Origin of the sequence: Roseovarius pelagicus (genome assembly GCF_025639885.1) — a bacterium.
In the GTDB taxonomy this organism is placed as follows: Bacteria; Pseudomonadota; Alphaproteobacteria; order Rhodobacterales; family Rhodobacteraceae; genus Roseovarius; species Roseovarius pelagicus.
The window spans coordinates 1020051-1045756 of the sequence record NZ_CP106738.1; the positions used below are offsets into that span (position 1 = coordinate 1020051).

The window sequence follows — 25706 nt, forward strand, 5'->3', positions numbered from 1 at the left end:
TTCTATCCTCCGGTGAACAGTGGCGTGGCCACAACAGCCAGACCACCAACAATCAAAATCAGGCCCATCGGGCGCGTCACCCGGTGGCCGATCTGCGGCAGTTTCTCAATCACCATGAACAGGGTCGCCAGTCCCATCCACGCAAGGTTCATCACGCCGCCGGCAAAGCCGAGCGCCATGAAGCCCCAGCAGCAGCCGACACAGAATGCACCCAGCCCCAGCCCCATACGCAATCCGCCGGCCGCGCCGCTGCGCCAGTGACCCAAAAAGTAGGTCATCGGGCTGTGGCAGACGCCGTGGCAGACCTCTTTGGCGCGAGTGAACTGGAACGCGCCGACTGCGATCAGCAATCCCCCGGCAAAGAGCGGCGATTTGGCAATGCCCAGCATGTCCACCACACCGCCATAAAGCAGCGCGAGTTGAACGCCGGTGATCACGGCGGCGAACCCGACCCAGACGATGCCATATCCCGCCACAACGCCCAGCCACCCGGCGCGACTGCCATTGGCGGAGACCATCAAATCCTCGTAGCTGCGCAGTGTGGGCACCAGTGTCGGCAGCATCATCGCGGCCATCATAATCGCCCACATGGCAAAGAGCGGACCGAAACGCGCCATCGGCATGTCCATCGGCATCCGCGGGTCCATAGCCGCCATCATTGCGCCCTGCGTGCCCGGCCGCCCCAACAGATCGAGGTCCATTTGCATCGCCATCACATACATCATCCACCACGCAGCGAGGATCGCGGCGAAGAAGCCGAGCCACAGCACGTTCCGAAGCGGCGTTGCAAGAATGGTGCGCACGGATGGTTTTCCTCTGCTGAGTCGCAATTCACATCTTGCCGGGAAAATGTCAGACCTTTAAACGTCTGACAAATGAAATCTGTATCCGCCTCCAAACCCGCGCCGAAATCGGACTTGTCCGCACAGATTGCGACGGCGATTCGCGATGCGATCATCTCGGGCGAGATGATCGTGGATGAGCGGCTGCCTTCTGAGGCTGAACTGGCCGAGCAATTCAACGTCTCGCGCCCGACTGTCCGCGAGGCGCTAAAGCGGCTCGCGGCACAGTCGTTGATCCGTACCCAGCGCGGGGCATTTGGTGGGGCATTCGTCAATAGGCTGAGCTATTCCGAGGCCTATGGTCAGCAGATCACCACTGCGACACTGCTGCTGAGCATGAATGACGTCAGCTTTGATGTGGCCTGCGAGGCGCGCTATGCGCTGGAACGGGCCTGTGCGCCGCTGTCTGCCCTGCGCTGCACGGCGGACCAGTTGGCCAGCATGCGGGCGGAAATTCATCGACAGGGGCAACCGGGGCTGAGTGACGAAGGGTTCTGCGCCTCAGACGTAGCGTTTCACCGCGCGCTGGTGGACGGGGCGGGCAACCCGGTGCTGGGCTACCAGCTGGCCGGGGCGATAGAGGCGATGCAGCCGCTGATGAACATGATCACCTTTACCGCCCGGTCGCGCGGCGCGATCATCGCGCTGCACACCCGTATCGCCGACGCGCTGGAAGCGCGCGATGCCGCCGCTGCCGATGGCGCGCTGCAAGAGCTGGAGCGTTACACGTTGTCACTGGCGCGCGACGTCATGGCCGCGCGGCAAAAGCGTTAGGTCGCGCACCGCTCAGGCGGATGCCGGATAGTGCTGCGTATTGCCATCGCCCAGCACGGTCATGGTCATAGGCACATCCCACGGCATTGGATAGATCGTCTTTATCCGACAGTCCGGAGCGCCGATTCCGACGATGAGGGGTGGCGTTTCCATCGCTGCCAAGGTGCGGTCATAATACCCACCGCCATTGCCCAGACGGTATCCTGCCTCGTCCACGCCCAGCAGCGGTGAAATCACGATATCGGGCGTAGCCTCTGCCCCGTCAGAGGGCACGGGGATGTTCCAAATACCGCGCTCCATCGCGCAGCGTGGTGCCCATGTGCGGAAAATCAGGGGGGCGTTCTTCTCGACCACCACAGGCAGGACGATACGCGCGCGCGCCTCATGTGCGCGCGTCATCCAGTCGCGCAGGTCAGGCTCGGACCGGATCGGCCAGTAGGCAGCGATGATGCGACCTGCCAGATCGGTCAGTTCGCGGTCCAGCTCGGTCGCGATCGCATCCGACAATTGCGCGCGATCCTCGGCAGTGCCCGCGTTGCGCAGCGCATAGAGGCGCGCGCGCTCGGCCTTGCGAAAGCGGGACACATCGCGGGCGGTGGCCGGATCAATGGCGTGGCCGGCAATAATGAGATGTTGATAGCAGGGATCGTCGCCCGGTATGTCGTCGTCTGATCTGTCTTCGGAATGCATCGCGGGCCGCCCTCCTGAAACCTAACGGAATACAGGCCAGACGTGAGCATATCGCACCCGCGGTTGCAAGTGACGGATCGATACCGAAAGCGGCCTAGCCTTGGGGCGGCTGATCCGCATCGGGGTCGGCCTTGCCCACCCCGAGAAAGACGAATTTGAACGGCACGATCCACGCGAACCCGAGTACGACATAGAGCGGCAGTTGCACCCAGCGTGGCAAGTCACCCATCATCGCCACCAGACTGATGACCACCACGATATAGGCAGGCAACCCGATCAACAGGATCACCAGTGACCAGCGACGGCGGGCTTTGTAACTGAGCGCCATCAGTCAGCGAACGGGTCAGTGACAAGGATCGTGTCGTCACGCTCGGGCGAGGTCGAGACCATCGCGACCGGGCAATCAATCAGTTCCTCCACCCGGCGCACATACTTGATCGCGTTGGCCGGCAGGTCGGCCCAGCTGCGCGCGCTCTCAGTCGATTCGCTCCAGCCCGGCAATTCTTCGTAGATCGGGGTGCAGCGGGTCTGCGCATCCGCCGCCGTGGGCAGATAATCAAGCCGTGTGCCGTCCAGATCATAACCGACACAGACCCTCAGCACGTCGAATCCGTCCAGAACATCCAGCTTGGTCAGGGCGATGCCCTTGACACCGCTGGTGGCGCAGGTCTGGCGCACCAGTGCCGCGTCGAACCAGCCGCAGCGCCGCTTGCGCCCGGTGACTGTGCCGAATTCGCGGCCGCGCTCGCCCAGACGCTGACCATCGTCATCCTCCAGTTCGGTCGGGAACGGACCTTCTCCGACGCGGGTGGTGTAGGCTTTGACGATGCCCAGCACATAGTTAATGGCGTTTGGCCCGACTCCCACGCCCGTCGCGGCCTGACCCGCGATCACGTTCGACGAGGTGACAAAAGGATAGGTGCCGAAATCAATGTCCAGCAATGCGCCCTGTGCGCCCTCAAAGAGGATGCGTTTGCCCGCTTTGCGCTTGTCATTCAGCACTTTCCAGACCGGGGCCGCGTATTGCAGAATCTCGGGCGCGATGGCGCGCAACTGCGCGATCAGCGCGTCACGGTCAACCGGTTCGATCCCAAGGCCACGGCGCAACGGATCATGGTGCTGCAATGCGCGATCAACGCGCGCCTCAAGCGTGGCCGCGTCAGCCAAATCCGCCACGCGGACAGAGCGACGGCCCACTTTGTCCTCGTAGGCCGGGCCAATGCCGCGCCCGGTGGTGCCAATCTTGGTGCCCTTGCTGGCCGCTTCTTCGCGGGCGCGGTCCAGTTCGCCGTGGATCGGCAGAATCAGCGGTGTGTTTTCCGCAATCATCAGTGTCGCTGGCGTAATATCGACGCCCTGCTCGCGAATCTTCGCGATCTCTTCGACCAGATGCCAAGGATCCAGCACGACGCCATTGCCGATAACGCTCAGCTTGCCACCGCGCACCACGCCCGAAGGCAGCGCGTTCAGCTTGTATACCTTGCCGTCGATCACCAACGTATGCCCGGCATTGTGCCCACCCTGAAAGCGCGCGATCACATCAGCGCGTTCACTGAGCCAATCCACGATTTTGCCTTTTCCTTCGTCGCCCCATTGAGCGCCCACGACAACGACATTGGCCATGCTGATCCTCTTGAATTGCGGTCAAACCCGCGTCGGTATAGCGGGGCATACCGGACGGCGAAACCGTTAAATCGTCGCGCCCCTCTGGACACGACCCCGTGGTTGGGATCATTTTAGGCGCGGGAGCCATCCGAGAGGGCATATGGGGTTCATTATTCGCTGGTGCGTGGCGTTCGTATTGCTGGCCGCCACTTTCAATCCGACCGAGTGGAATTATGTCCACTGGGCAACACAGAATTATTCGGAGCAAATGCCGCTGGCGGTGTTGATCGGGTTGTTGCTGATGGTCGGCTACATCATCTACCTGCGTGCGACTCTGCGGTCCATCGGAGGATTTGGCATGTTGCTGATCGCGGCCATCATTGGCGCCGTGCTGTGGGTGCTCTTTGATTACGGGGTTCTGACGCTTTACAGTCAGGACGAAATGGTTTGGCTGGGGCTTGCCACTCTGGCCACAGTGCTGGGTATCGGCCTGAGCTGGAGCCATGTACGCCGCCGCCTGAGCGGGCAATCTGATATGGATGACGTGGGCGACTGATCAGATCGACAGATTGCCCCTGCCCTAGCTGAAGGCAGTTGCCGTGATTGTCGGGTTGCGGGGCGGCACGTTATTGCATAGATAGCGCCTGAACCAATCCAATGCGGGCCGTTACATGGAAAACGTCGTTCTCATCATCCATCTCCTTCTGGCACTGTCGCTGATCGGCGCAGTTTTGCTGCAACGCTCGGAAGGGGGCGGACTTGGCATGGGCGGAGGTGGCGGTGCTGCCGCGGGTCGCTCGGCCGGAACGGCGATGGGCAAGCTGACATGGATATTGGCGATTGCATTCATCTGCACGTCAATGGCGCTGACCGTGATCGCCGCACGCAACGCGGCGGGCAGTTCGGTGCTGGACCGGATCGTTGACAGTCCGGCCCCCTCAGCGGCAGAGGAAGAAACGCCCGGCCTGTCCGGTGGCAGCCTGCTGCCGCCTGCGGCGGACGACGACGCACCACTTCTGCCGACGGCGGAGTAATACAACTAGGCCTTGGGCTATACCGAATTTCCGTAACATCATGTTGCGGCGCGGTTGCACAACAGGGCCGAATCCTGATAGGCTTAAATCCCGTGGGCTGCGGTATTCCGCACGCTACCAGTGATGCTTTGTTGCTGATCTGACGAGGCTTGGGCCAGAAACAACACGGGGGGTCGCCGACGCATGGCGCGCTATATATTCATCACAGGCGGCGTGGTTTCCTCTCTGGGCAAGGGTCTGGCCTCGGCTGCACTCGGCGCGCTGTTGCAGGCACGCGGATTTTCCGTCCGGTTGCGCAAGCTCGATCCCTACCTGAATGTCGATCCTGGCACGATGTCACCGTTCGAACATGGCGAAGTGTTCGTGACCGACGATGGTGCCGAAACCGATCTGGATCTGGGCCATTACGAACGGTTCACCGGCGTGCCTGCGCGCATGACCGATTCCGTCAGTTCCGGACGCATCTATTCGGATGTGCTGGAGAAAGAGCGCCGCGGCGACTATCTGGGCAAGACCATTCAGGTGGTTCCGCATGTCACCAACCAGATCAAAGAATTTCTGGATGTGGGCGATGGTGAAGTGGATTTCATGCTCTGCGAGATCGGCGGTACTGTGGGCGATATCGAAGGGCTGCCGTTCTTTGAGGCGATCCGCCAGTTCAGCCATGATCGCCCGCGTGGTCAGTGTATTTTCATGCACCTCACCCTGCTGCCCTATCTGGCGGCGAGTGGTGAGCTGAAGACCAAGCCGACCCAGCACAGCGTCAAAGAATTGCAGAGCATCGGCATCGCGCCCGATATCCTCGTCTGCCGATCCGAGCAACCGATCCCGGAAAAGGAACGCGAGAAGATCGCCCTGTTCTGCAATGTCCGCAAAGAGGCGGTGGTGGCTGCATACGATCTGAAATCCATCTATGAAGCGCCACTGGCCTACCACCACGAAGGGCTGGATCAGGCTGTTCTGGATGCGTTTCAGATATCACCTGCCCCACGCCCCGATCTGGACGTTTGGCGCGATGTGGTCGACCGGACTCACAAGACCGATGGCACTGTGAACATCGCCATTGTCGGCAAATACGTCCAGTTGGAAGATGCATATAAATCGATCAAAGAAGCACTGACGCATGGCGGCATGGCCAACCGGGTCAAGGTCAACGTCGAATGGGTCGACGCCGAAGTGTTCGATACCGAAGACCCCGCCCCGCACCTTGAAGGCTTTCATGCAATCCTCGTGCCCGGTGGCTTTGGCGAGCGCGGCACCGAAGGCAAGATCAAGGCTGCCGAATTTGCCCGCACCCGCAAAATTCCCTATCTCGGCATTTGCCTCGGTATGCAGATGGCGGTGATTGAGGCGGCTCGCAACGTCGCGGGGATCGAGGCGGCGGGGTCCGAGGAGTTCGACCACGAGGCCGGGCGCAAGCGGTTCGAGCCGGTGGTTTACCACCTCAAGGAATGGGTACAGGGCAATGCCAAGGTCCGCCGCAAAGTCGGCGACGACAAGGGCGGAACGATGCGGCTGGGCGCCTATGACGCCACCCTAAAGGAGCGGTCAAAGGTCGCGAAGGTCTATGGCACAACCACCATCGAGGAACGTCATCGCCACCGCTATGAGGTGGACATCAAGTATATGGACAAGCTGGAAAAATGCGGTCTGCGGTTTTCGGGCATGTCGCCCGATGGACGGCTTCCCGAGATCGTCGAATGGGCCGATCATCCTTGGTTCATCGGGGTGCAATTCCATCCCGAGTTGAAATCAAAACCCTTTGCGCCGCATCCGCTCTTTGCCGATTTCGTGCGCGCGGCGATCGAGACGTCGCGTCTGGTCTGAGTTCACCACAGGATGGGGCTCGGCCCCACGTTAAGTTTTCCCACGTTGAATTTTCAATGAAAACGCAACGCCCCCGGGGTAGTTCGACCAAGAAAAAGCCCTTTTTTTTCTACCGGTTCCGGATATCTTTGCAGAAGGCACTCAGCCGGCGTTATCCAAACAGGTCGCCAGGCGATCAGCCCATCAGCGCCTCGGCGGCTGCGCGGGCCTCGTCGGTCACGCGATCGCCCGACAGCATGCGGGCAATCTCGTCCACGCGGTCCTGAGTGTTCAGCGGTGTCACGGTCGAGAGCGTCTGTTCGCCCGTCACACGCTTTTCGACGCGCCAATGGTGCCCGGCCAGCGCCGCGACCTGTGGCGAATGGGTGACCACCAAGACCTGCCCACCCTGTGCCAATTGCGCGAGACGCCGACCGACGGCGTCGGCAGTGGCACCACCCACGCCGCGATCAATCTCGTCGAAGATCAATGTGAGGCCGCTTTGTGTGCCGGTCAGACACACCTTGAGCGCCAGCAGAAAGCGGCTTAGCTCGCCCCCGGATGCAATTTTGGCCAGCGGTCCTGACGGCGCGCCGGGGTTGGTGGCGACGCGAAAGGCAACCTCGTCAGTGCCTTCGGGGCCGGGGTCCGTCTCGATGATGCTGGTTTCAAAGACCGCGCGCTCCATCTTGAGCGGGGCAAGTTCTGCCATAACCGCCGCATCGAGCCGGGTTGCGGCCTCGACGCGAGCTGTGTGAAGCGTGGTCGCGGCCGTCGCGTATGTCTCGGCTGCCTGCCGCGCGGCGGCGCGCAGCGTGGCCAGATGGGAATCGCCATCGTCAAGCGCGCTGAGGCGCGTGCGCAATTCGGTGGCGAAATCGCCCAGATCATCCGGGGCCACACCATGTTTGCGCGCCAGCGCGCGGATCGCAAAGAGCCGTTCTTCGGCGGCTTCCAACTCGAGCGGATCAAAGCTGAGTGCGTCGAGGCAGTCGGCGACACCGCGCCCTGCCTCGTCCAGTTCGACCATTGCCCGCGCCAGCGCGGCGAGTGGCGCATCAAGCCGCCCCTCTACGGCATCTGCCGCACCCTCGAGCCAGCGCAGCGCATCGGATGCTGCCCCCTCGGCACCCTCCAGCCCCAGCGCCTGCTGCGCGCGCTGCACGTCGCCGCGCATCTTTTCCGCGCCCTGCATCATCCGTCGGCGGCTGTCGAGATCGGCCTCCTCGCCCGGTGCCGGGTTCAACGCGTCCAGCTCAGTGACGGCATGGCGCAGAAAATCTTCTTCTTCGCGCACGGCGGCCAGTGCCGTTTCGGCATCGGATTCGGCGCGGCGCGCTGCGCTCCAGCCCTTCCAAGCGGCTCGGACCTCTGCCCGCACGGCGTCAAGCGCGCCAAACGAGTCGAGCATCTGGCGATGGCCGCGTGGATTCAGCAACCCCCGGTCGTCATGTTGACCGTGTAGTTCTATCAATGTGTCGGATAGCCGGCGCAGCACCTCGCCCGAACAGCGTCGGTCGTTGACCCAAGCTGTCTTGCGTCCGTCAGCGGCATTGATACGGCGCAGGATCAGCGTGTCACCGCCCGGCAATCCGGCCTCGGCGAGCACTGCATGGGCGGCGTGGTCATCCGGCAGGTCAAATTCGGCAGTCACTTCGCCTTGATCTGCGCCACTGCGCACCAGTTCGGCCCGGCCACGCCATCCGAGAACAAAGCCGAGGCTGTCGAGAAGGATGGATTTCCCCGCGCCGGTTTCGCCGGTCAGCACGTTCAGACCGGGCGCGAAGCCCAGCTCGAGCCGGTCGATGATCAGCATGTCGCGGATGTCCAGATGGCGCAGCATCGTTTTGCCCCGTAGGGTGGGCCTTAGCCCACCGCCCGTGTTACAGCCATTCGCCCTTGATCATCTGGCGATAGACCTGTCGCAGCCAGTTGTCGCCGCGCGCCTCCAGTGCCAGACCACGCCGAGTCAGCAATTCGTAGCTATCCTCGTACCATTTCGTGCCGCGGAAGTTGTGGCCCAGAATCGCACCAGCGGTCTGTGCCTCGTCCGTCAGGCCAAGTGATACGTAGGCTTCGACCAAGCGGTGCAGCGCCTCGGCTGTGTGGGATGTGGTCTGGAAATCCTCGACCACCACACGGAATCGGTTAATCGCAGCGGTAAAATGATCGCGGCGCAGATAGTACCGCCCGACTTCCATTTCCTTGGAGGCGAGGTGGTCAAAAGCCAGATCGAATTTCAGAATCGCAGAGCGGGCATATTCACTGTCGGGATAAACCTCGATCACGCGGCGCAGCGATTGCAGCGCCTGAAAGGTCAGGCCCTGATCGCGGCCAACTTCGTCGATCTGGTCATAATAGCTAAGGGCGAGCAGATACTGCGCATAGGCCGCATCCTCGTCCGTCGGGTAAAAATCAATATAGCGTTGCGCGGCAGAGCGGCTGGCCTCGTAATCCTCATCAAGGTGATAAGAATAGGCCTGCATGATGACCGCGCGCTTGGTCAGGTCGGAATACGGGTATAGCCGTTCAACCTCGGCAAAGCTTTGCGCAGCCAATTCCGGGTTGTTCTGCGCCAGATCGTATTCGCCACGCTCAAAGATATGTTTGGCTGAGAAGTTCTCATAGTCCACGTCGCCGCGTTCAAGCTTGCTATTGATACCGCTGCACGCCGTCAGGCCAAGCGCCAGCACAAGTGCCGCCGCCGTCCGTGTCGCGATTCTGCCGTAAACTTTGCCGCGCATCATGCCGGACCGGTCCCCTAACCCAAGTAGAGGTTTTGTAGCCCAATCATAACGGCTGTGCCAGTGAAGAAATCTCTTGTTTGCTATGGTGTTGGTGCAATCCCGCCCACTGCCGGGATTCGGTTTCTCAATAGCAGGCGTCAGGTTGAAATTTCCCGTGGTGTTTCGCCCGGAGGGTTTCAACCGAAAGGAAGCATTCTGGTCGTGCTGTAAAAGCTGCGGCTGGGAGGTTACGAACATGGGTTGACGTGCTGTCAGGCGACGCGCGGCAACTCGCCCCAATGTACACCAGCGCCGGGCAGAGTGGCTGCAACAGAGGCGTCACAGGTCACCCACTCGTAGCTGTCGGGTGTTGCAAAGAGCGTGCGCAACAGTTCGTTCGTCAGGGCGTGACCGGCACGCGATCCACGATAAAGGCCCAGTATGGGGGCCCCTGCCAGCGCCAGATCGCCCAGTGCATCCAACATCTTGTGGCGCACGGCCTCGTCTGTGTGACGCAAGCCACCGGGGCTGAGAACATCCGCGCCGTCAACGACAACGGCATTTTCCAGCGATCCACCCAGCGCAAGACCGTTTGCGCGCATCTCGTCTACATCCGCCTTACGGCAAAATGTGCGGCTGCTGGCCAGTTCGCGCACAAAGCTGCCATTGGCCATGTTCAGCGTTTTCTTTTGCACACCGATAGCGGCGTCCGCGAAATCAATGTCGAATTCGATCGTCAGCGCATCTTGTGGGGTCAGACGCGCCACGGCATCACCACGGCGCACTTCGATTGGCTTCAGCACACGCAGCGCCCGTACCGGGCGATAGAGTTGGCGCAGGCCACAAGCGAGAATGCCGCGCACAAATTCGACGGAACTGCCGTCAAGAATCGGTGCTTCGGGACCATCGACGGTGATCAGCGCGTTATGAACGCCACAGCCCATCAGCGCAGCCATCACGTGTTCTACCGTAGATACCTGAACACCCTTGTCGTTTTCGAGACGGGTGCAGAGTGGTGATTGCAACACGCGGTCCCACAGCGCAGGAATATCACCTGTGCCCGATGCACAGTCCACGCGGCGGAACACAATCCCATGATCCGCTCCAGCGGGGCGGATCACCATACGCGCGGCATGGCCTGAATGCAGGCCGACACCGTCGAAGGGGATTGGGGTGTTCACAGTGGTTTGCAATTTGTCCTCATACGCCAGAGTGAGTGGTATCTCTGAAGTGGTAACGCATGAAGTAATGAACGGGTGCCGAAGCCTCAACTCAATCTTTGCAACCGAATGAAACATCCATGTAACAAAGCTCGGCAGTTTTTTGCCGAATGCCATAAACCCATTTGTTTACCATGCGTTACGCGGCACGATTTCTGCGGCTAAAACAGAAAAAGGGCCGCCTTGGGCGGCCCAATTTCAAAGATTCCAGAACATGCCCCGACGTCAGTTTGCCTGACGACGCAGGAAGGCCGGGATTTCGATTTGCTCGTCACGCTCGTCTTCCGGCTCCGCGCGTGCGGGCTGTGCCTGCATCGATGGTTGCTGGCGTGCAGGGCGCTGCGGTTCGGATTCTTGTGCGTGGCCGGTCATCCGGTTGAGCAGCGAATTGATCCCAAAACGTGGGCGCTCTGCCTGTGTTTCAGCAGCGCGCTGAGGCTCGGACTGTTGCGTTTTTTGCGGATTGCTGCGCGGCGAAGCATTGCCAACTGCGGCCTGCAACCGTGCCATCGCTTCGGGCGATGGGGTGCCGGCGGCAGGGGCGCGAGGGGCAACATAAGCATCCAGATCTTCTTCGTGATGCTGCGTACGCTCAGCGGCGGCAGGCGGCACATAGGCTGGCGGGGGCAGGTCATCGGCCTGCGCACGCGCGGCGGGTGCCATGCGCGCGGGGGCCTCGTGTCCTGCGTTCTGCGGCTCAAAGATGTCTTCCATCTGATCTTCGGCGGCAGCGCGTTCTGCCTCTACCTGAGAGAACAGCGAAGGTTCTTCTGAGACTTCGGCGCTGGCAGCAATGGGTTCTGCCATTTCTTCACGAACATCTTCCTCGGGCGCGTGATGTTCCTCGGAGGGAACATGCTGGCGCAGAGGTTCGGCCAGAGAACGGCGCGGCACGGGGATGTCCGTGACATTTTCATTGGCATCAATACCCGTGGCGACGACGCTGACGCGCATCGAACCTTCCATCGCGGGGTCAAGCGTGGAACCGACGATGATATTCGCCTCTGCGTCCACTTCTTCGCGGATGCGGTTGGCAGCTTCGTCCAGTTCGAACAGGGTCAGATCGTGACCACCGGTGATGTTGATCAGCACACCCTTGGCGCCACGCAGGCTGATTTCGTCCAACAGCGGGTTGGCGATCGCCTTTTCGGCGGCCTGAATCGCGCGATCTTCGCCGCTGTCCTCGCCGGTACCCATCATCGCCTTGCCCATCTCGTCCATGACGGCACGGACATCGGCAAAATCGAGGTTGATCAACCCGGGGCGCACCATCAGATCGGTCACACCCTTGACGCCCTGATAAAGAACGTCGTCAGCCATCGAGAAGGCTTCGGTAAATGTGGTTTTCTCATTCGCCAGCCGGAACAGGTTCTGGTTGGGGATGATGATCAGCGTATCAACGACCTTTTGCAGGGCTTCCACCCCGTCCTCGGCCTGTTTCATCCGCTTGCCGCCCTCAAATTGGAACGGTTTGGTCACGACACCGACGGTCAGCACGCCCAATTCACGCGCGGCCTGCGCGATGATCGGCGCGGCCCCGGTACCCGTGCCACCACCCATACCGGCAGTGATAAAGCACATGTGTGCGCCCGCCAGATGGTCGACGATCTGTTCAATGCTCTCTTCGGCGGCAGCGGCCCCGACAGAGGCCCGCGCGCCTGCACCCAGACCTTCGGTTACTTTGACACCCAACTGCACGCGGCTTTCCGCGTTGCTTTGCTGAAGCGCCTGAGCATCGGTATTGGCAACGACGAAATCGACACCATCCAGCTCTTTTTCGATCATGTTGTTGACCGCGTTGCCACCTGCCCCGCCGACACCGAATACGGTGATCCGGGGTTTCAGCTCTTCACGACCTGGCATTGTGAGATTCAATGTCATTGCTCTGTCCGCCTGATGTTACGCCCGCAGTTTCGGGCCGTTTTTTTCTGCCTATACCCGTCATTATTACCCATGAGGGGTGTGATCGTCACCAAAAAAACACGAAAAACCCGCAAAATATGGACCTTTTTTTGGATGTTTCCGCGGGATTTCGCCGATCACACCGCATATTGCGTTTACCAGTTGTCCTTGAACCACTTCACGGCTCTCTTAAGGGACCGCGCCGGATAACGATCCACCGGCAGTTCAAAGTCCCACCATTCGTCCTGAGGATTGGCCGCAAAGAGGCACATACCCACCGCGCTGGCAAATCCCGCACCGGTCGCGGCCTGTGGTAGACCGTGCACCCGCAGGGGTCGTCCGAGGCGTACTTGCTGTCCAAGGATACGACTGGCCAGCCCGTCCAGACCCGGAATTTGGCTGCCTCCGCCGGTCAACACGATCTGCTGGCTCGGCAGATATTCGAACCCGGCCGCATCAAGACGTGCGCGCACTTCTTCCAGTATCTCTTCGACCCGAGGGCGCATGATACCGATCAGCTCCGCGCGGCTGACGGTGCGGCGGTCGCGATCCCAGTCGCCGGTATCCCCGCCGATCTCGATCATCTCGCGATCATCCATGCCGGTGGCGACGACGCCGCCGTAGAATGTCTTGATCCGTTCAGCCACAGAGGTCGGTACTTGCAGGCCCATCGAGATGTCGCCGGTGACATGATCACCGCCCATGCGCACGGAATCCGCGTAGATCATATGTTTCTTGATAAAGATCGATATGCTGGAAGACCCGCCCCCAAGGTCGATGCAGGCAGCGCCCAACTCTTGTTCGTCCTCGACCAATGAGGAGACGCCGCTGACATAGCCCGACGAGGCGACACCGGCGAGTTCCAGATCGCAGCGCTTAACGCAATGGGCGAGGTTCTGGATCGCGATGCTGTCAACCGTCAGCATGTGCATATCCGTGGCCAGCGTCTGACCTAACTGGCCACGCGGATCAATCAGGCCGGACCGATGATCCAGTGCAAAGTTTACCGGCTGGGCATGCAGGACCTCACGACCATCTCCGATGTCGGGCAAATCACATGCGCTCAGAACGCGGCTAACGTCCTGTTCCGTCACGACCTGACCTTCCAGTTCCACCTGCCCTGCCAATCCGTAGCTGCGCGGTTGCGCGCCGGAAAAGCACGCGATCACATGGTCGACACGCATGTTGGCCATCTTTTGCGCGGCTTGTACCGCGGTGCGAATGGCACGCTCGGTTTCCTGCATCGCCTCGATCTCGCCAAAGCGGACACCGCGCGACCTGGTTGTGGCGGCACCGATCACCCGAAACCCCGCCTGCCCGGCCATCGCGCCGATGCCGTCAGCCTCAGTCAGCCCATCGGTGCCATCGAACCGCAGCACCAAGCAGGCGATTTTCGAGGTGCCAACATCCAGCACCGCGACGACGCCGCGCTGCATCGCCGCACGGCGCATGTTGCGCATCGCGCGTTGGGATTCTGTATAGTTCAATCATTGCTCACCTGTCCCACACCCATGTTACGCACGCTCCACCAGCTTTCGACGGCGCGCTCCCGCATTCTCAGCGTCGGCCGCGCAGCCAGACGCATGTCCACCGCCGCGATGTCGCGCTCTAGCATTTCCTGACTTTCATTCAGCACGATCACGCGCTCCAGCGCGCGGATCGGATTTTCGACCGGCAGCATGATCCGCTGATCACGGTCCAAAACCACGTCCCAGCGTCGTTCGCCCATCCGAACCAAGCCGCGCAGGCGCAGACGCAATGGACCGGCTGCATTTCGGATTTCCAGCGCCTCGGCGACATGCACATCGGCCCCTTTGCCGGTCAGCACCGGCAGGTCAGGCCGCGCCGCGCGCGATGGTGCGACGCCAATAACGACGCCGTCGATATCAATGACCTGCAAGCCCGCCCGCGTCCGCAACAGCGCGACGGGCTGGCGTTCTTGGACCCGCACCTCGAGAACGCCGCCCTGACGCAGGCGCACAGCTGCCGACGCCACCGCAGGCAGGTTTTCGACGGCGCGACGTACATCATCAAGTTCCATGTCAAAGGAACTGGCGGGGAGTCGGTAGGGAAACCCGTCGTGAATGGCCTCGGCCACGGCCGTGCTTGCACCCTCGACCGCCAGCAATTTGACCATGAATTCCGAGCGCGTTTCGAATTGCTCGCGCAGATCAACGGCCGTCAGCCATATTTTCTGCTGAACATGGGCTTGCGACAAATAGCTGGTCGCCCCCACGAAACAGATCGTGAAAGGAATGCCAAAGCGCAGCAGACGCCGGTAGAGTGGGGTCAGCAGGATACGGTGCACGCGGTAGGACCACCGCGACGGCGCGGGATCGGAGCGGGATATCTGCGCACGTCCGGCGCGGCGCTTCATCTCGGGCATGAGGCATCCTCCACCATCCAGCGACAGAACGCGCCGAACGAAATGCCCATCACTTGTGCCTGTTCAGGGCTTAGCGATGTGGGGGTCATGCCGGGCTGGGTGTTCGTCTCCAGCAGGATCAGGCCATCAGTGCCGCGTGCCTCGTCCCAGCGAAAGTCGGTACGGCTGACACCGCGACACCCCAGCGCACGATGGGCACGCAGGGCGTAATCCATGCATAGATCGAATATTTCGGTCGGGATGTCCGCGGGAACGACATGGCGCGATCCGCCGACTTCGTATTTGGCTGAATAGTCATACCAGCCATCGGTGATTATGTCGGTTACGGTCAGCGGGCGATCGCCCATCACGGTGGTCGTCAGCTCGCGGCCCGGTGCATAGGTTTCCACCATCACTACATCGGGCATATCATCGCTCAGCTGCGGCGGACTGTTGGCCGCCTCGTGCACGATGTAGACACCGACAGAGGACCCTTCGTTGTTGGGCTTGACCACATAGGGCGGGGTCATCACGTGACGGCTGCGCACCTCGTCGCGGGGTGCCAGCACGCTGTCCACGACCGGTAGGCCAGCAGCGCGGTAGGCGGCTTTGCTGGCTTCCTTGTCCATCGCGAGCGCCGAGGCCAGAACGCCGGAATGGGTATAGGGAATCCCGAGCCATTCCAGCATCCCCTGCACGCAGCCATCCTCGCCCCAACGGCCATGCAGCGCGTTAAAGACAACGTCGGGTTTCAGATCTGTCAGATGCGCAGCCAAATCGCGGCCAGCGTCAAGCTCGACCACGTCATAGCCTTCTTCCCTTAGCGCGGTGGCGCATTCGCGCCCAGACGACAGTGACACGTCATGTTCTGCTGACGGGCCGCCCAATATCACCGCAACTTTCGGGGTTGTTCTGCTCGAACGAACCACCTTTATGCCTCAATGTCCCGGGCCGTTTTCGGCCCTGTTTTTATCTGCTCAGGGCGTTTTGCCCTCTGATGGGGCCGGTTCACCGACCCTCATGATTTCCCACTCTAGCTGGATTGCACTGTTTTGAAAAACCTTTTTTCGGACATCCTCACCAAGAGTTTCAAGATCGGCAGCTGTGGCGCCACCGGTGTTGATCAGGAAGTTTGAATGTTTCTCGCTCATCTGCGCGCCGCCACGTCGCGCGCCGCGCATTCCGGCGTCGTCGATCACCTTCCATGCCTTGAGTTCATGGGTATCGTCGGCCTGTCCTGTGCTGCTGAACCCGGCAGGGTTGCGGAACGTGCTGCCCGCGGTGCGGTCCTTGGTGGGCTGGGTTTCGTCACGCTTGGCCAGTTGCGCGGTCATCCGCGCATCAAGCGCATCGGGATCGCCCGACGGCCCGCGCAAGACCGCATGCGTAATCACCCAGCCGTCGGGCAGATCGGTCTGGCGGTAGCGAAAGTTCAGATCCTCGGCGCTCAGCGTGACCACCTCACCCGCCCGTGTCACGGCGCGCGCGGACACGAAAGCATCCGCCGTATAGGTGCCATAACAGCCTGCATTCATCCGCACCGCACCGCCGATTGCGCCGGGGATCGTCCGCAGGAACGTCAGGTCGATGCCTGCCTGTGCCGCCTTGCGCGCCACATGTGCATCCAGTGCTGCGGCCCCGGCGGTGACGTGATCGCCTGCAACCTCGATCCCGTTAAAACCACGCCCAAGGCGGATCACCACTGCGCGCAATCCGCCGTCGCGCACGATAAGATTGCTGCCAACCCCCATCGGGAACACCGGGATGGCCGGGTCGAGATCGCGCAGGAATGCGGCGAGGTCATCCTCGTCCGCGGGCTGAAACAGCCAATCGGCAGGTCCGCCGACGCGCAGCCATGTGAGGTCGGCCAAGCGGCGGTTCGGCGAGAGTTTGCCGCGTGGGGTGGGGAGTTGGGTCATGTGCATCGGGTAAAGTTTTGCTGACGTTGGTGCAAGATCGTTCTGCGCGAAGTGCAGCGCGGGTGTAGTTTGACAGAATTGCCCGGCGCTTTGCACGGCGCCGCGACCGCAGCTGACACAAAGATCGCCATGCATCTGATCGCTCAGAAATCCTGATACCAGATCAGGCCCAAAATTGCCCCCAACGCACCGCCCAACAGGCCGGCAGGCATCAGGAATCCCAGTACCTCGCCAACAAAGTCAGCGCGGATCCCGTATGACGTCACCACCCAGAATAGCCCCGCGCAGAGTGCAGCACAGCCGATCCAGCCGACGAAAACATAACGCCATGGGTAATCAGCGCACGCCATGAAGGCCGCAATCGCACCGAACAGGAATGCCGAGGCAAGTCGCACCAAGACCGGTAGGATATCGCTTGACCCTTCCATCCCGATCAGCTCTGCCGACGCACCCAGCGCCACAGGTAGATCATCGGCCAGCGCAGCATCGACATCGCCGCGACGAGGCAGGCCAATCCCCACCATGGCCCCATCTGATAGGTCACGAAGCCGAGGATCGGGATACCAATGACAATCAGCCCATAGGCCAGCCGCCAGTGATTATCGCGACTGGGCCGCATTGCCAACAGATTGGCGACCAACACCCAGAGGCACGCAAGGATCAGAGACAACGGCATCAACCTATCCTTTTCTCAATTGATCTGGCAGCGCGTTGGCCCACGTGCTGATCGTACCTGCACCGAGGCAGACGACCATATCACCCGGCCCAGCCTGTTCGCGGATCAATCGCACCAAATCATCCTCGCCCTGAATCGCGCGGGCGTGGCGGTGGCCATGACGGATCAAGCCCGCGACCAGATCATCGCGGCTGGCACCTTCGATCGGGGCTTCGCCTGCGGCGTATACTTCGGCGATGGCGACGACGTCGGCCTCGTTGAAACAGGCGCAGAAATCCTCGAAATGATGGCTCAGGCGGGTGTAACGGTGGGGCTGATGCACGGCGATGACGCGGCCTTCGGTGGCTTGGCGTGCGGCCTTGAGCACGGCGGCAATCTCGGTCGGGTGGTGGCCGTAATCGTCTATGATGGTGACGCCGTCCACCTCGCCCACGCGGGTAAAGCGGCGATTGACGCCACCGAACGCGGCAAGTGCTTCGCGGATTTCATCCGCCTTCATGCCCAAATGGCGTGCGACCGCCACAGCGCTGAGCGCGTTGCTGACGTTGTGATCGCCGGGCATGGGCAACATGCACCCTTCGATCACCTTGCCTTCGGTCTGCAACTGCACGTCGAAATAGGCAGCCCCTGCCTTGTAATGCAGATTGACCGCGCGAACATCGGCTTGCTTGTTAAATCCGTAGGTCACGACGCGACGATCGGTGATCTTGCCCACCAGCGTCTGCACATCGGTATCGTCAGTGCAGCAGACAGCCAGACCATAGAACGGGATATTGGACACAAAATCGAGAAAGCCCTGATGCAGCGCCGCCTCTGTGCCCCAATGCTCCATATGCTCGGGGTCGATATTGGTCACGATGGCAATGGTGGCGGGCAGCCGGTTGAAGGTGCCGTCACTCTCGTCGGCCTCGACCACCATCCATTCGCCCTGCCCCACCCGGGCGTTGGAGCCATAGGCATGGATAATGCCGCCGTTGATCACTGTGGGATCGAATTTACCGTGATCCAGCAACGCGGCAACCATCGTGGTTGTCGTCGTCTTGCCATGCGTGCCCGCGACGGCGACGTTGGATTTCAGGCGCATCAGTTCCGCCAGCATTTCTGCCCTGCGCACGATGGGCAAACCGCGCGCGCGGGCGGCGTCCAACTCGGGGTTGCCGGGTTTGATGGCGGACGAAATAACAACCACCTCGGCCTCTGCGATATTCTCGGCCTTCTGGCCCTCAAAGATCAGCGCGCCATTTTCGGCCAACCGGTCGGTGATCGGAGTGCGTTTCAAATCGCTGCCCTGCACCACATACCCGTGGTTCAGCAGCACCTCGGCGATGCCGGACATGCCGATGCCGCCGATACCGACGAAATGGATGGGGCCGACGTCGCCGGGCAGTTTGGTCGCGGCTGCGTTCATTTCGGTTTCCTGCCTTGGTCTGCGAGGGTCTGCACCAGATCGGCCAGATGGGTAGACGCGTCCGGCATGGCGCAACTCATCGCTGCGCGCGACATTTGCGCGGCTCCCTCGGGGTGGTTCAACACGGTTTCGATTTGCGCGCTCAACGCGTCGGGCGTCAGCGCGGCCTCGGGGATCAGAATCGCGCCGCCAGCCTCGGTCAGGTGGCGCGCATTTGCGGTCTGATGATCGCCCACCGCAATCGCAAGCGGAATCACGATGGCCGGACGTCCGATCACGCTGATATCAGCGATGGACGACGCGCCAGCGCGACTAATCACCAACTGTGCCTCGCTCATCCGGCGCGGGACATCGCGAAAGAACGGCTCGACATCCGCGTCGATGCCGTTTTCGGCATAGTAGGTGGCGACACGTACCTGATCCTCGCCGCGCGCCTGATGGCTGACGCGAATGTTGCGCAGCATCTCCATCGGTAGTGCGGCAATCGCGGGTGGCACCAGATCACTGAGGATGCGCGCGCCCTGACTGCCGCCGATCACAAGGATCGACATGGGGTAATCACCCGGCGGGATATACCCTGCACCGGCCCGCTCCAGCACGGCCGCGCGGACTGGGTTGCCGACATGCTCGGCAGTGGTGCCCTCTGGCAGATCGGTGGGCCATGTACCGCAGGCGATCATATCGACGCGCTTGGCAAACGCGCGGTTCACCCGTCCCAACACGCCGTTTTGTTCGTGCACCATACGCGGACGCCGCAGTAGCACGGCCGCGCTAAGGGCGGGTATCGTCGGGTAGCCGCCAAATCCGATCACCATGTCGGGTTTGTCACGCAGCATACGCACCGTCGCACCGATCACCCCCGCCGCGATACGAAAGGGCGCGATCATTTTGGCCAGAACGCCGCCACGCGCAAAGGTCGCGCTGCTGATCTGCTCGATCTCGACCGAATGCGGGAAACCGCCGGTATAGCGCGCGCCACGGGCATCGGTGCTCAGCTTGACCCGCCAGCCGCGGCGCAGCATGACCTCGGCCAAGGACTGCGCGGGGAACATATGCCCGCCTGTGCCGCCTGCGGCCATCAGCAGGAGTGGTTGCCGTTCGCTCATGTCTGCCCTCTCGGGCGGGTATTACCCCGCCGCAAATCGTTATCTCACCCGACCGCGCAGGATATCGCCAATCTCGCCTTGCGGGCGCGTGCGGGTAAAGGCGAAAAGCATCCCGAGCGCAAGCCCGCCTGCGATCAAAGATGACCCACCATAGCTGACGAAAGGAAGCGTCATGCCTTTGGCCGGCAGTAACCGCACCGCGACGCCCATGTTGATCATCGCCTGCACACCGAATGCAGCGGCCAATCCAGTGCCCGCCAGCCGGATGAACGGATCGCGCTCGCGCATCAGGCGCAGCAGCGACCTGACCACGACGAGCGTGTAAAGCGTGATGATCACCAGCACCAGCACCAGCCCGTATTCCTCGGCGGCCACGGCGATGATGAAATCGGTATGTGCATCAGGTAGTGACCATTTCACCTCGCCCTCGCCCACTCCGACGCCGAAAAAACCGCCCTCGCGGATTGCATTCGAGGCAAAACCCAACTGCGTCGTCGGGTCGACATCGGGGCTGAGAAACCCGTCGATCCGGCGCGCGAAGTGCTCGGAATTGGCATAGGCAAAGCTGCCCACAAGCACGACGCACCCTGCCATGATCAGCAGTAGCAGGATCGGCGCACCGGCGACGAAATACATCACGCCCCAAGAAAACAGCACCAGTGACGCCTGACCGAAATCGGGCTGTAGCGCCAGAAAGGCCACGATCACCAGCGCCAGCAGGAATGACCATGACAGGCCGGGCGGGCCGTTGATCTCGCGGCTGGCGGCCATCATCCAGGCAGCTGCGACCACGAAGCCGGGCTTGAGAAACTCTGACGGCTGGATGCTGGCAAAGCCGAGGCTGTACCATCGCACGGCCCCCTTGCCGAAATCCGTGCCAAGCACGGGCAGCAATGCCAATGCTACGAATGACACAACAAATCCGATCACAGCGAGACGCCGCACCAGCAGGGGGCTCATCATCGAGGCCATCAGCATCGCGATCATCGCCATACCGCCGAAAAACGCCTGCCGCTGCACGTAGTGGAATGGCGCGAACCCGTTCTTTTCCGCCAATGGCGGCGATGCGGCAAAGCCCAGAAGCAACCCGATCCCGAACAGGATCAGCACACTGGAGATCGACCATTTGTCGATCGTCCGCCACCATTTCGGCAAAACCGGTTCGACATCGCGAACGGGTACTGCCCCATAGACCATCTCTGTCATGACAACCGCCGATTACTGCCTCAAGTCGCGCCCCTTTGCGGGGTCTGGGACACAGACTAGCAGGAAGAGGCGATTGAGGGAAGCGTCCAGTGCGCAATGTCGGCGCGCGGCTCAGGACCGGTGCGTGCCCCGGATCGGATAGTCCTTGTTGCGTATGAATTCCAGACCACCCGCCAACCCTTCAAGGTCAGGTCGGGAAAAGGGCGCATTCGAGACATCCACAATGTGCAGATCGCCATTCGCATTGATCACGAACAGACCCGGCTCCGCAAAGGGACGGTCCGTTTCCTGTGGGCTGCGCGGGTCCGAGATATAGAGGCCAAGGGCGCGCATCTGAGCAATGCTCAAGTCGTATCCCACCGGCATCGTCAGACCCAACTCGTCCACCATCGTCTGTGCCTTGTCCTGCGGATCGCCAGAGACGGTCACCACATCGATCCCGTTCTCATGATAACGCGACAACAGCATTTCGAGACGGGTCAGGTATTTCTTGCAAATCGGGCAGTGCAATCCGCGATAAACCACTACCATTTGCCAATCGCGACCGTCTTGGGGTGTCCCGAGATCCATTGTCCCGCCACCAATCCGTTTGACGGTCTGTTGAGGAAAGTTCGTGCCAGCATCCAGCGTATTCATAGCGTGCTCCTGTCAAATTGCATTACAACTCGACTTAGGTTCGTCAGCGTATGCGGCAACCCGGTCACAGCAACTTGACCGCGCCGCCACATTGCGGCAGGGGCAAGCACATGCAATTCGACACGCTTATCCTTGGCGCCGGTGCGGCCGGCATGATGTGCGCAACCCATGCGGGCGGGCGTACGCTGGTGATCGACCATGCCCGCGCGCCGGGTGAGAAAATCCGCATTTCGGGTGGTGGGCGCTGCAACTTCACCAACCTCTACGCGGGTCCAGAGAATTTTCTGTCGCAAAACCCTCACTTCTGCAAATCGGCCCTGAGCCGATACACCCAATGGGATTTCATCGCATTAGTCGAAGCACATGGCATCACGTGGCATGAAAAAACCCTGGGGCAACTCTTTTGCGACGAGTCCGCCAAACAGATTGTTGCGATGCTGCGCGCCGAGATGGATCGCGCGGGGGTCGCCCTGTGGTTGCAGACCTCCGTTCACGACATCACCCACGACGGTGGGCACTATACGGCCGTGTTGGAACGCGAAGGCAAACGCCACACGATACGCACCCGCAATCTGGTGCTGGCATCAGGTGGCAAATCCATCCCAACGATGGGCGCAACCGGGTTGGCCTATGAGATCGCGACCCAATTCGGCCTGCGCCTGACAGAAACCCGCGCTGCATTGGTGCCCTTCACCTTTTCCGATGGCCGGTTCGCCGCACTCTCGGGGCTGTCACTGCCCGTCCGGGCGACGGCCGGTGATACGACCTTCGACGAGGCGATGCTATTCACCCATCGCGGGCTATCGGGGCCGGCTATGCTGCAAATCTCGTCGTTCTGGCGCGAGGGTGCACCGATCACACTGGACCTTGATCCCCGCGGCACGCTGCTTGATGCGCTGCGCACTCAACGTGCGCGCGCGGGACGCCATCTGCTCAGCACCGAACTGGCCCGCCACTTGCCCTCTCGTCTGGTGACAGCGCTGCCCGATCAGATCGATTTGCCACTCGTCGGTAATCTGGCCGACCAGAGCGACGCTGCGCTTCGGACTCTCACCGATACGCTGCGCAACTGGCAACTGACGCCAGCGGGCACCGAAGGCTACCGCACCGCCGAGGTCACACTGGGCGGCATTGACACCGACACCTTGCAAGCACGCACGCTGGAGGCGCGCGATATGCCCGGCCTATATGCCATCGGCGAAGCGGTGGATGTCACAGGCTGGCTCGGCGGATACAATTTCCAATGGGCCTGGGCGTCGGGTGCCGCCGCAGGGCGTGCGATTGCCGAGACAACCGCCAGAGTCTGATCGCCCTCTTGATCATCTTCTTGCCGGAAATATCCCCGCCGGGGGCATGAAAACAACGGCCCGCAGGGCCGCCCCCGGCGACGCGCCTCGCGCGGCGCAATCCTACGAGGTGTAGGTCGGGTGAAACAGCCCACCGGGCGACAGCGTGAAGATCTCGGCCCCTGTCGCGGTCACGCCAACCGAATGTTCGAACTGCGCCGACAGCGACTTGTCCCGCGTCACGGCGGTCCAGTCATCCGCCAGTACCTTGGTCTCGGGTCGCCCCAGATTGACCATTGGCTCGATGGTAAAGAACATGCCCTCTTCGAGAACCGCACCAGCGCCTGCGCGCCCGTAATGCAGCACGTTGGGCGGCGCATGAAACACCCGGCCCAGACCATGACCGCAGAAATCGCGTACAATCGACATGCGATGTGCTTCGGCATAGGCCTGAATGGCGTGGCCGATATCACCAAAGGTGTTGCCGGGCTTGACCGCCTCGATCCCCTTCATCAGCGCGTCATGGGTGGTCTGGATCAGCCGCTCTGCCTTGCGGCTCAGCTTGCCCGCGACATACATCCGGCTGGTGTCGCCGAACCAGCCATCGACGATCACGGTCACGTCGATATTCGCGATATCGCCGTCCTTCAGCAGCTTGTCGCCGGGAATGCCGTGGCAGACCACATGATTGACGCTGATACAACTGGCGTGTTTGTAGCCCTTGTAGCCGATGGTGGCGGATTTTGCGCCTGCGGCGTTGACCATTTCCTCGATCGCTGCATCAATGGCTCTGGTCGATTGGCCCGGCACGACCAGCGGTGCGATATCGTCTAGGATACGCGCGGCCAGCGCGCCCGCCGCGTGCATTCCGGCAAAATCCGCGTCCTCATGGATGCGAATGCCGTCTCGTGTCACCCGTCCGCGATGTTGATCGTACACTTTGCGCCTCATAACTCGTGGTTTTGGCCCTATTTAGGCCACCTGTCCCCGACATGCCAGTGCCCGGTCGCTGACATTACCGTGCTGCCCTCTCGCGTGCGAACGCAATCGGCGCGCCGAGGTCAATCGCTTCGGGGGTGATCCGACAACCGATGCACAGCACCTCGACCCCTGCCGCACGGGCCGCGTCAAAGGCGGCGGCATAGGCCGGATCAATATCGGCAGCAAGTGTCACGGCGCTACAATCGGTCCGCTGCACCAGAAACAACATCACGGCGCGGTGCCCGGCCTGCGCCATTGCCTCCAGTTCCTCCAGATGCTTGCGCCCGCGCGCGGTCACACTATCAGGAAATTCGGCCAATCCGGGCGTGCGCGACAAGGTGACCGACTTCACCTCGACATAGGCGTCCGGTAACCCATCCTCCCGCAGCAGGAAATCGATCCGGCTGTTTGAACCATATTTCTGCTCTGGCAGTACCGTTCCATAAGCGGCAAGTTCGGGTATTGCGCGCACGGTCAGCGCATCTTTCAACGCCCGGTTCGGCACGCTGGTGTCGACGCCGGTGAAATGGCCGCTTCCGTGGTCGACCAGACGCCAGCCATATTTCAGCTTCTTGCGGGGATCGTCATTCGGCTCGACCCAGATCCGCATCCCCGGCTGTGCCAGCCCCATCATTGAGCCGGGATTGGCGCAATGGGCCGTCACCTCGCGCCCGTCATCCAGCTGGATGTCCGCCAGAAAGCGTTTGTAGCGGCGCAACAGCACAGCCGGTTGAAGAGGGGTTTGAAACCGCATGGGCGCGGGCCTATACGAGAGGGGCGCGCCAATCAAGGAGGCCGAGCGATGCCCAACCCCACTGCCGCGATGCTGGTCATCGGCGACGAGATCCTGTCGGGCCGCACACGCGATGCCAACATGCATTTTCTGGCCGGACAACTAACCGAGGCAGGCATAGATCTGCGCGAGATGCGCGTGGTCAGCGATGATCCCGCCGCGATACAATGCGCGGTACGTGCGCTAAGCGATGCCTATGGTTATGTGTTCACCTCTGGCGGGATCGGACCGACCCATGACGATATCACCGCCGACAACATCGCCGCCGCCTTTAACGTGCCGATTGACGTGCGAGCGGATGCCCGCGCGATTCTGGCCACGCATTATGATCGCACCGGTCTGGTAATGAACGCGGCCCGCCTGCGCATGGCGCGCATCCCCGAGGGGGCCTCACTGATCGACAATCCAGTGAGCGCTGCGCCGGGATTTATCCTGCGAAACGTCTATGTGATGGCCGGTGTCCCCGCGATATTCGAGGCGATGGTCGCCTCTGTGCTGCCAACCCTTACCGGCGGTGCTCCGCTAACGTCACGCAACCTGACAATCCACCGAGGCGAGGGGGATATTGCCGCGCCGTTGGCCGATCTGGCGGCACGTTATCCCACGCTCAGCTTTGGCTCTTATCCGTTTCAACGGGACGGAGCCTATGGCACGAACGTGGTGATCCGTGGACAGGACGCGGGGGCAGTTGAGGCCGCGCTGGCCGATCTTGTCACATTGGCCGGATGAAA

General features: G+C 61.5%; 25 protein-coding genes and 1 pseudogene. 6 read left to right on the top strand and 20 right to left on the bottom strand.

The genetic code is table 11. From position 1 onward, the window contains the following. Positions 1 to 2: 2 nt before the first annotated feature. Positions 3 to 725, bottom strand: coding sequence for a DUF2182 domain-containing protein (locus tag N7U68_RS05975; RefSeq protein WP_263049115.1), 723 nt, complete (start codon positions 723 to 725; stop codon positions 3 to 5). 150 nt (positions 726 to 875) lie between these two features. Here N7U68_RS05975 and N7U68_RS05980 point away from each other — a divergent pair, with 150 nt between their 5' ends. Continuing rightward, a complete protein-coding gene (locus N7U68_RS05980; RefSeq protein WP_165197314.1) occupies positions 876 to 1616 on the top strand; it encodes a FadR/GntR family transcriptional regulator in 741 nt (246 codons plus the stop codon). Positions 1617 to 1628: 12 nt separating this feature from the next. On the opposite strand, the gene N7U68_RS05985 is transcribed toward N7U68_RS05980, so the two are convergent. From N7U68_RS05985 to N7U68_RS05995, 3 genes are all read right to left on the bottom strand, one after another. Next, positions 1629 to 2306 carry a 5-formyltetrahydrofolate cyclo-ligase gene (locus tag N7U68_RS05985; protein ID WP_263048556.1) on the bottom strand — a complete coding sequence of 226 codons (678 nt, stop codon included), beginning with the start codon at positions 2304 to 2306 and terminating at the stop codon, positions 1629 to 1631. A gap of 94 nt (positions 2307 to 2400) precedes the next feature. Beyond that, positions 2401 to 2634: a DUF2842 domain-containing protein gene (locus N7U68_RS05990; protein ID WP_165197310.1), complete on the bottom strand. Its 234-nt coding sequence runs from the start codon at positions 2632 to 2634 to the stop codon at positions 2401 to 2403. Continuing rightward, positions 2634 to 3929, bottom strand: a complete 1296-nt coding sequence (locus N7U68_RS05995; RefSeq protein WP_263048557.1) for an adenylosuccinate synthase — start codon at positions 3927 to 3929, stop codon at positions 2634 to 2636. Before N7U68_RS05995 ends, N7U68_RS05990 begins: the two co-directional genes overlap by 1 nt. A 142-nt stretch (positions 3930 to 4071) precedes the next feature. On the opposite strand from N7U68_RS05995, the gene N7U68_RS06000 reads away from it, so the two are divergent. The 3 genes from N7U68_RS06000 (at position 4072) to pyrG (ending at position 6772) form a co-directional block, all read left to right on the top strand. Further along, positions 4072 to 4467, top strand: a complete 396-nt coding sequence (locus tag N7U68_RS06000; protein WP_165197306.1) for a DUF6524 family protein — start codon at positions 4072 to 4074, stop codon at positions 4465 to 4467. Positions 4468 to 4582: 115 nt separating this feature from the next. Further along, entirely contained in the window at positions 4583 to 4945 is a 363-nt protein-coding gene (secG, locus tag N7U68_RS06005) for a preprotein translocase subunit SecG (protein WP_263048558.1), read from the top strand. 183 nt (positions 4946 to 5128) lie between these two features. Beyond that, entirely contained in the window at positions 5129 to 6772 is a 1644-nt protein-coding gene (gene pyrG, locus N7U68_RS06010; RefSeq protein ID WP_263048559.1) for a CTP synthase, read from the top strand. A gap of 175 nt (positions 6773 to 6947) precedes the next feature. On the opposite strand, the gene recN is transcribed toward pyrG, so the two are convergent. The 14 genes and pseudogenes from recN to N7U68_RS06080 form a co-directional block, all read right to left on the bottom strand. Further along, on the bottom strand, positions 6948 to 8594 hold the full coding sequence (gene recN, locus N7U68_RS06015; protein WP_263048560.1) for a DNA repair protein RecN: 1647 nt from the start codon (positions 8592 to 8594) through the stop codon (positions 6948 to 6950). Between the two features lie 40 nt (positions 8595 to 8634). Continuing rightward, positions 8635 to 9498, bottom strand: coding sequence for an outer membrane protein assembly factor BamD (locus tag N7U68_RS06020; protein ID WP_241188139.1), 864 nt, complete (start codon positions 9496 to 9498; stop codon positions 8635 to 8637). Between the two features lie 251 nt (positions 9499 to 9749). Beyond that, on the bottom strand, positions 9750 to 10670 hold the full coding sequence (gene lpxC / locus N7U68_RS06025; protein WP_165197299.1) for a UDP-3-O-acyl-N-acetylglucosamine deacetylase: 921 nt from the start codon (positions 10668 to 10670) through the stop codon (positions 9750 to 9752). Positions 10671 to 10922: 252 nt separating this feature from the next. Next, positions 10923 to 12578 (bottom strand): cell division protein FtsZ, encoded by a 1656-nt coding sequence (gene ftsZ, locus N7U68_RS06030; RefSeq protein ID WP_165197298.1) that lies wholly within the window; start codon positions 12576 to 12578, stop codon positions 10923 to 10925. A gap of 176 nt (positions 12579 to 12754) precedes the next feature. Then, a pseudogene (ftsA, locus tag N7U68_RS06035) lies at positions 12755 to 14090 on the bottom strand (cell division protein FtsA). Continuing rightward, a complete protein-coding gene (locus tag N7U68_RS06040; RefSeq protein WP_263048561.1) occupies positions 14083 to 14985 on the bottom strand; it encodes a cell division protein FtsQ/DivIB in 903 nt (300 codons plus the stop codon). The pseudogene ftsA and the gene N7U68_RS06040 overlap by 8 nt, the downstream one beginning before the upstream one ends. Beyond that, on the bottom strand, positions 14973 to 15893 hold the full coding sequence (locus N7U68_RS06045; protein ID WP_165197296.1) for a D-alanine--D-alanine ligase: 921 nt from the start codon (positions 15891 to 15893) through the stop codon (positions 14973 to 14975). The genes N7U68_RS06040 and N7U68_RS06045 overlap by 13 nt, the downstream gene beginning before the upstream one ends. Positions 15894 to 15941: 48 nt before the next feature. Continuing rightward, positions 15942 to 16883 (bottom strand): UDP-N-acetylmuramate dehydrogenase, encoded by a 942-nt coding sequence (murB, locus tag N7U68_RS06050; protein WP_263048562.1) that lies wholly within the window; start codon positions 16881 to 16883, stop codon positions 15942 to 15944. Between the two features lie 143 nt (positions 16884 to 17026). Continuing rightward, a complete protein-coding gene (locus N7U68_RS06055; RefSeq protein ID WP_165197294.1) occupies positions 17027 to 17407 on the bottom strand; it encodes a hypothetical protein in 381 nt (126 codons plus the stop codon). Next, positions 17317 to 17559, bottom strand: a complete 243-nt coding sequence (locus tag N7U68_RS06060) for a DUF2484 family protein (RefSeq protein ID WP_165197293.1) — start codon at positions 17557 to 17559, stop codon at positions 17317 to 17319. The genes N7U68_RS06055 and N7U68_RS06060 overlap by 91 nt, the downstream gene beginning before the upstream one ends. 4 nt (positions 17560 to 17563) lie before the next feature. Next, on the bottom strand, positions 17564 to 18967 hold the full coding sequence (gene murC, locus N7U68_RS06065) for a UDP-N-acetylmuramate--L-alanine ligase (RefSeq protein ID WP_165197292.1): 1404 nt from the start codon (positions 18965 to 18967) through the stop codon (positions 17564 to 17566). Further along, positions 18964 to 20073, bottom strand: a complete 1110-nt coding sequence (locus tag N7U68_RS06070; RefSeq protein ID WP_165197290.1) for a UDP-N-acetylglucosamine--N-acetylmuramyl-(pentapeptide) pyrophosphoryl-undecaprenol N-acetylglucosamine transferase — start codon at positions 20071 to 20073, stop codon at positions 18964 to 18966. Before N7U68_RS06070 ends, murC begins: the two co-directional genes overlap by 4 nt. A gap of 39 nt (positions 20074 to 20112) precedes the next feature. Continuing rightward, the gene (ftsW, locus tag N7U68_RS06075; protein ID WP_165197288.1) at positions 20113 to 21279 is read right to left on the bottom strand and encodes a putative lipid II flippase FtsW; all 1167 of its coding nucleotides are present in this window, start codon (positions 21277 to 21279) and stop codon (positions 20113 to 20115) included. Positions 21280 to 21390: 111 nt separating this feature from the next. Continuing rightward, positions 21391 to 21915, bottom strand: coding sequence for a peroxiredoxin-like family protein (locus N7U68_RS06080; protein ID WP_263048563.1), 525 nt, complete (start codon positions 21913 to 21915; stop codon positions 21391 to 21393). 110 nt (positions 21916 to 22025) lie between these two features. On the opposite strand from N7U68_RS06080, the gene N7U68_RS06085 reads away from it, so the two are divergent. Next, positions 22026 to 23222 (top strand): BaiN/RdsA family NAD(P)/FAD-dependent oxidoreductase, encoded by a 1197-nt coding sequence (locus N7U68_RS06085; protein WP_263048564.1) that lies wholly within the window; start codon positions 22026 to 22028, stop codon positions 23220 to 23222. Between the two features lie 102 nt (positions 23223 to 23324). Here N7U68_RS06085 and map read toward each other — a convergent pair whose 3' ends face one another. Then, entirely contained in the window at positions 23325 to 24140 is an 816-nt protein-coding gene (gene map, locus N7U68_RS06090) for a type I methionyl aminopeptidase (protein WP_241188137.1), read from the bottom strand. 76 nt (positions 24141 to 24216) lie between these two features. Continuing rightward, the gene (gene sfsA, locus N7U68_RS06095) at positions 24217 to 24936 is read right to left on the bottom strand and encodes a DNA/RNA nuclease SfsA (RefSeq protein ID WP_263048565.1); all 720 of its coding nucleotides are present in this window, start codon (positions 24934 to 24936) and stop codon (positions 24217 to 24219) included. A gap of 48 nt (positions 24937 to 24984) precedes the next feature. Between sfsA and N7U68_RS06100 the strand changes: the two genes are divergently transcribed. Continuing rightward, positions 24985 to 25704 carry a competence/damage-inducible protein A gene (locus N7U68_RS06100; RefSeq protein ID WP_263048566.1) on the top strand — a complete coding sequence of 240 codons (720 nt, stop codon included), beginning with the start codon at positions 24985 to 24987 and terminating at the stop codon, positions 25702 to 25704. Positions 25705 to 25706: the final 2 nt, after the last annotated feature.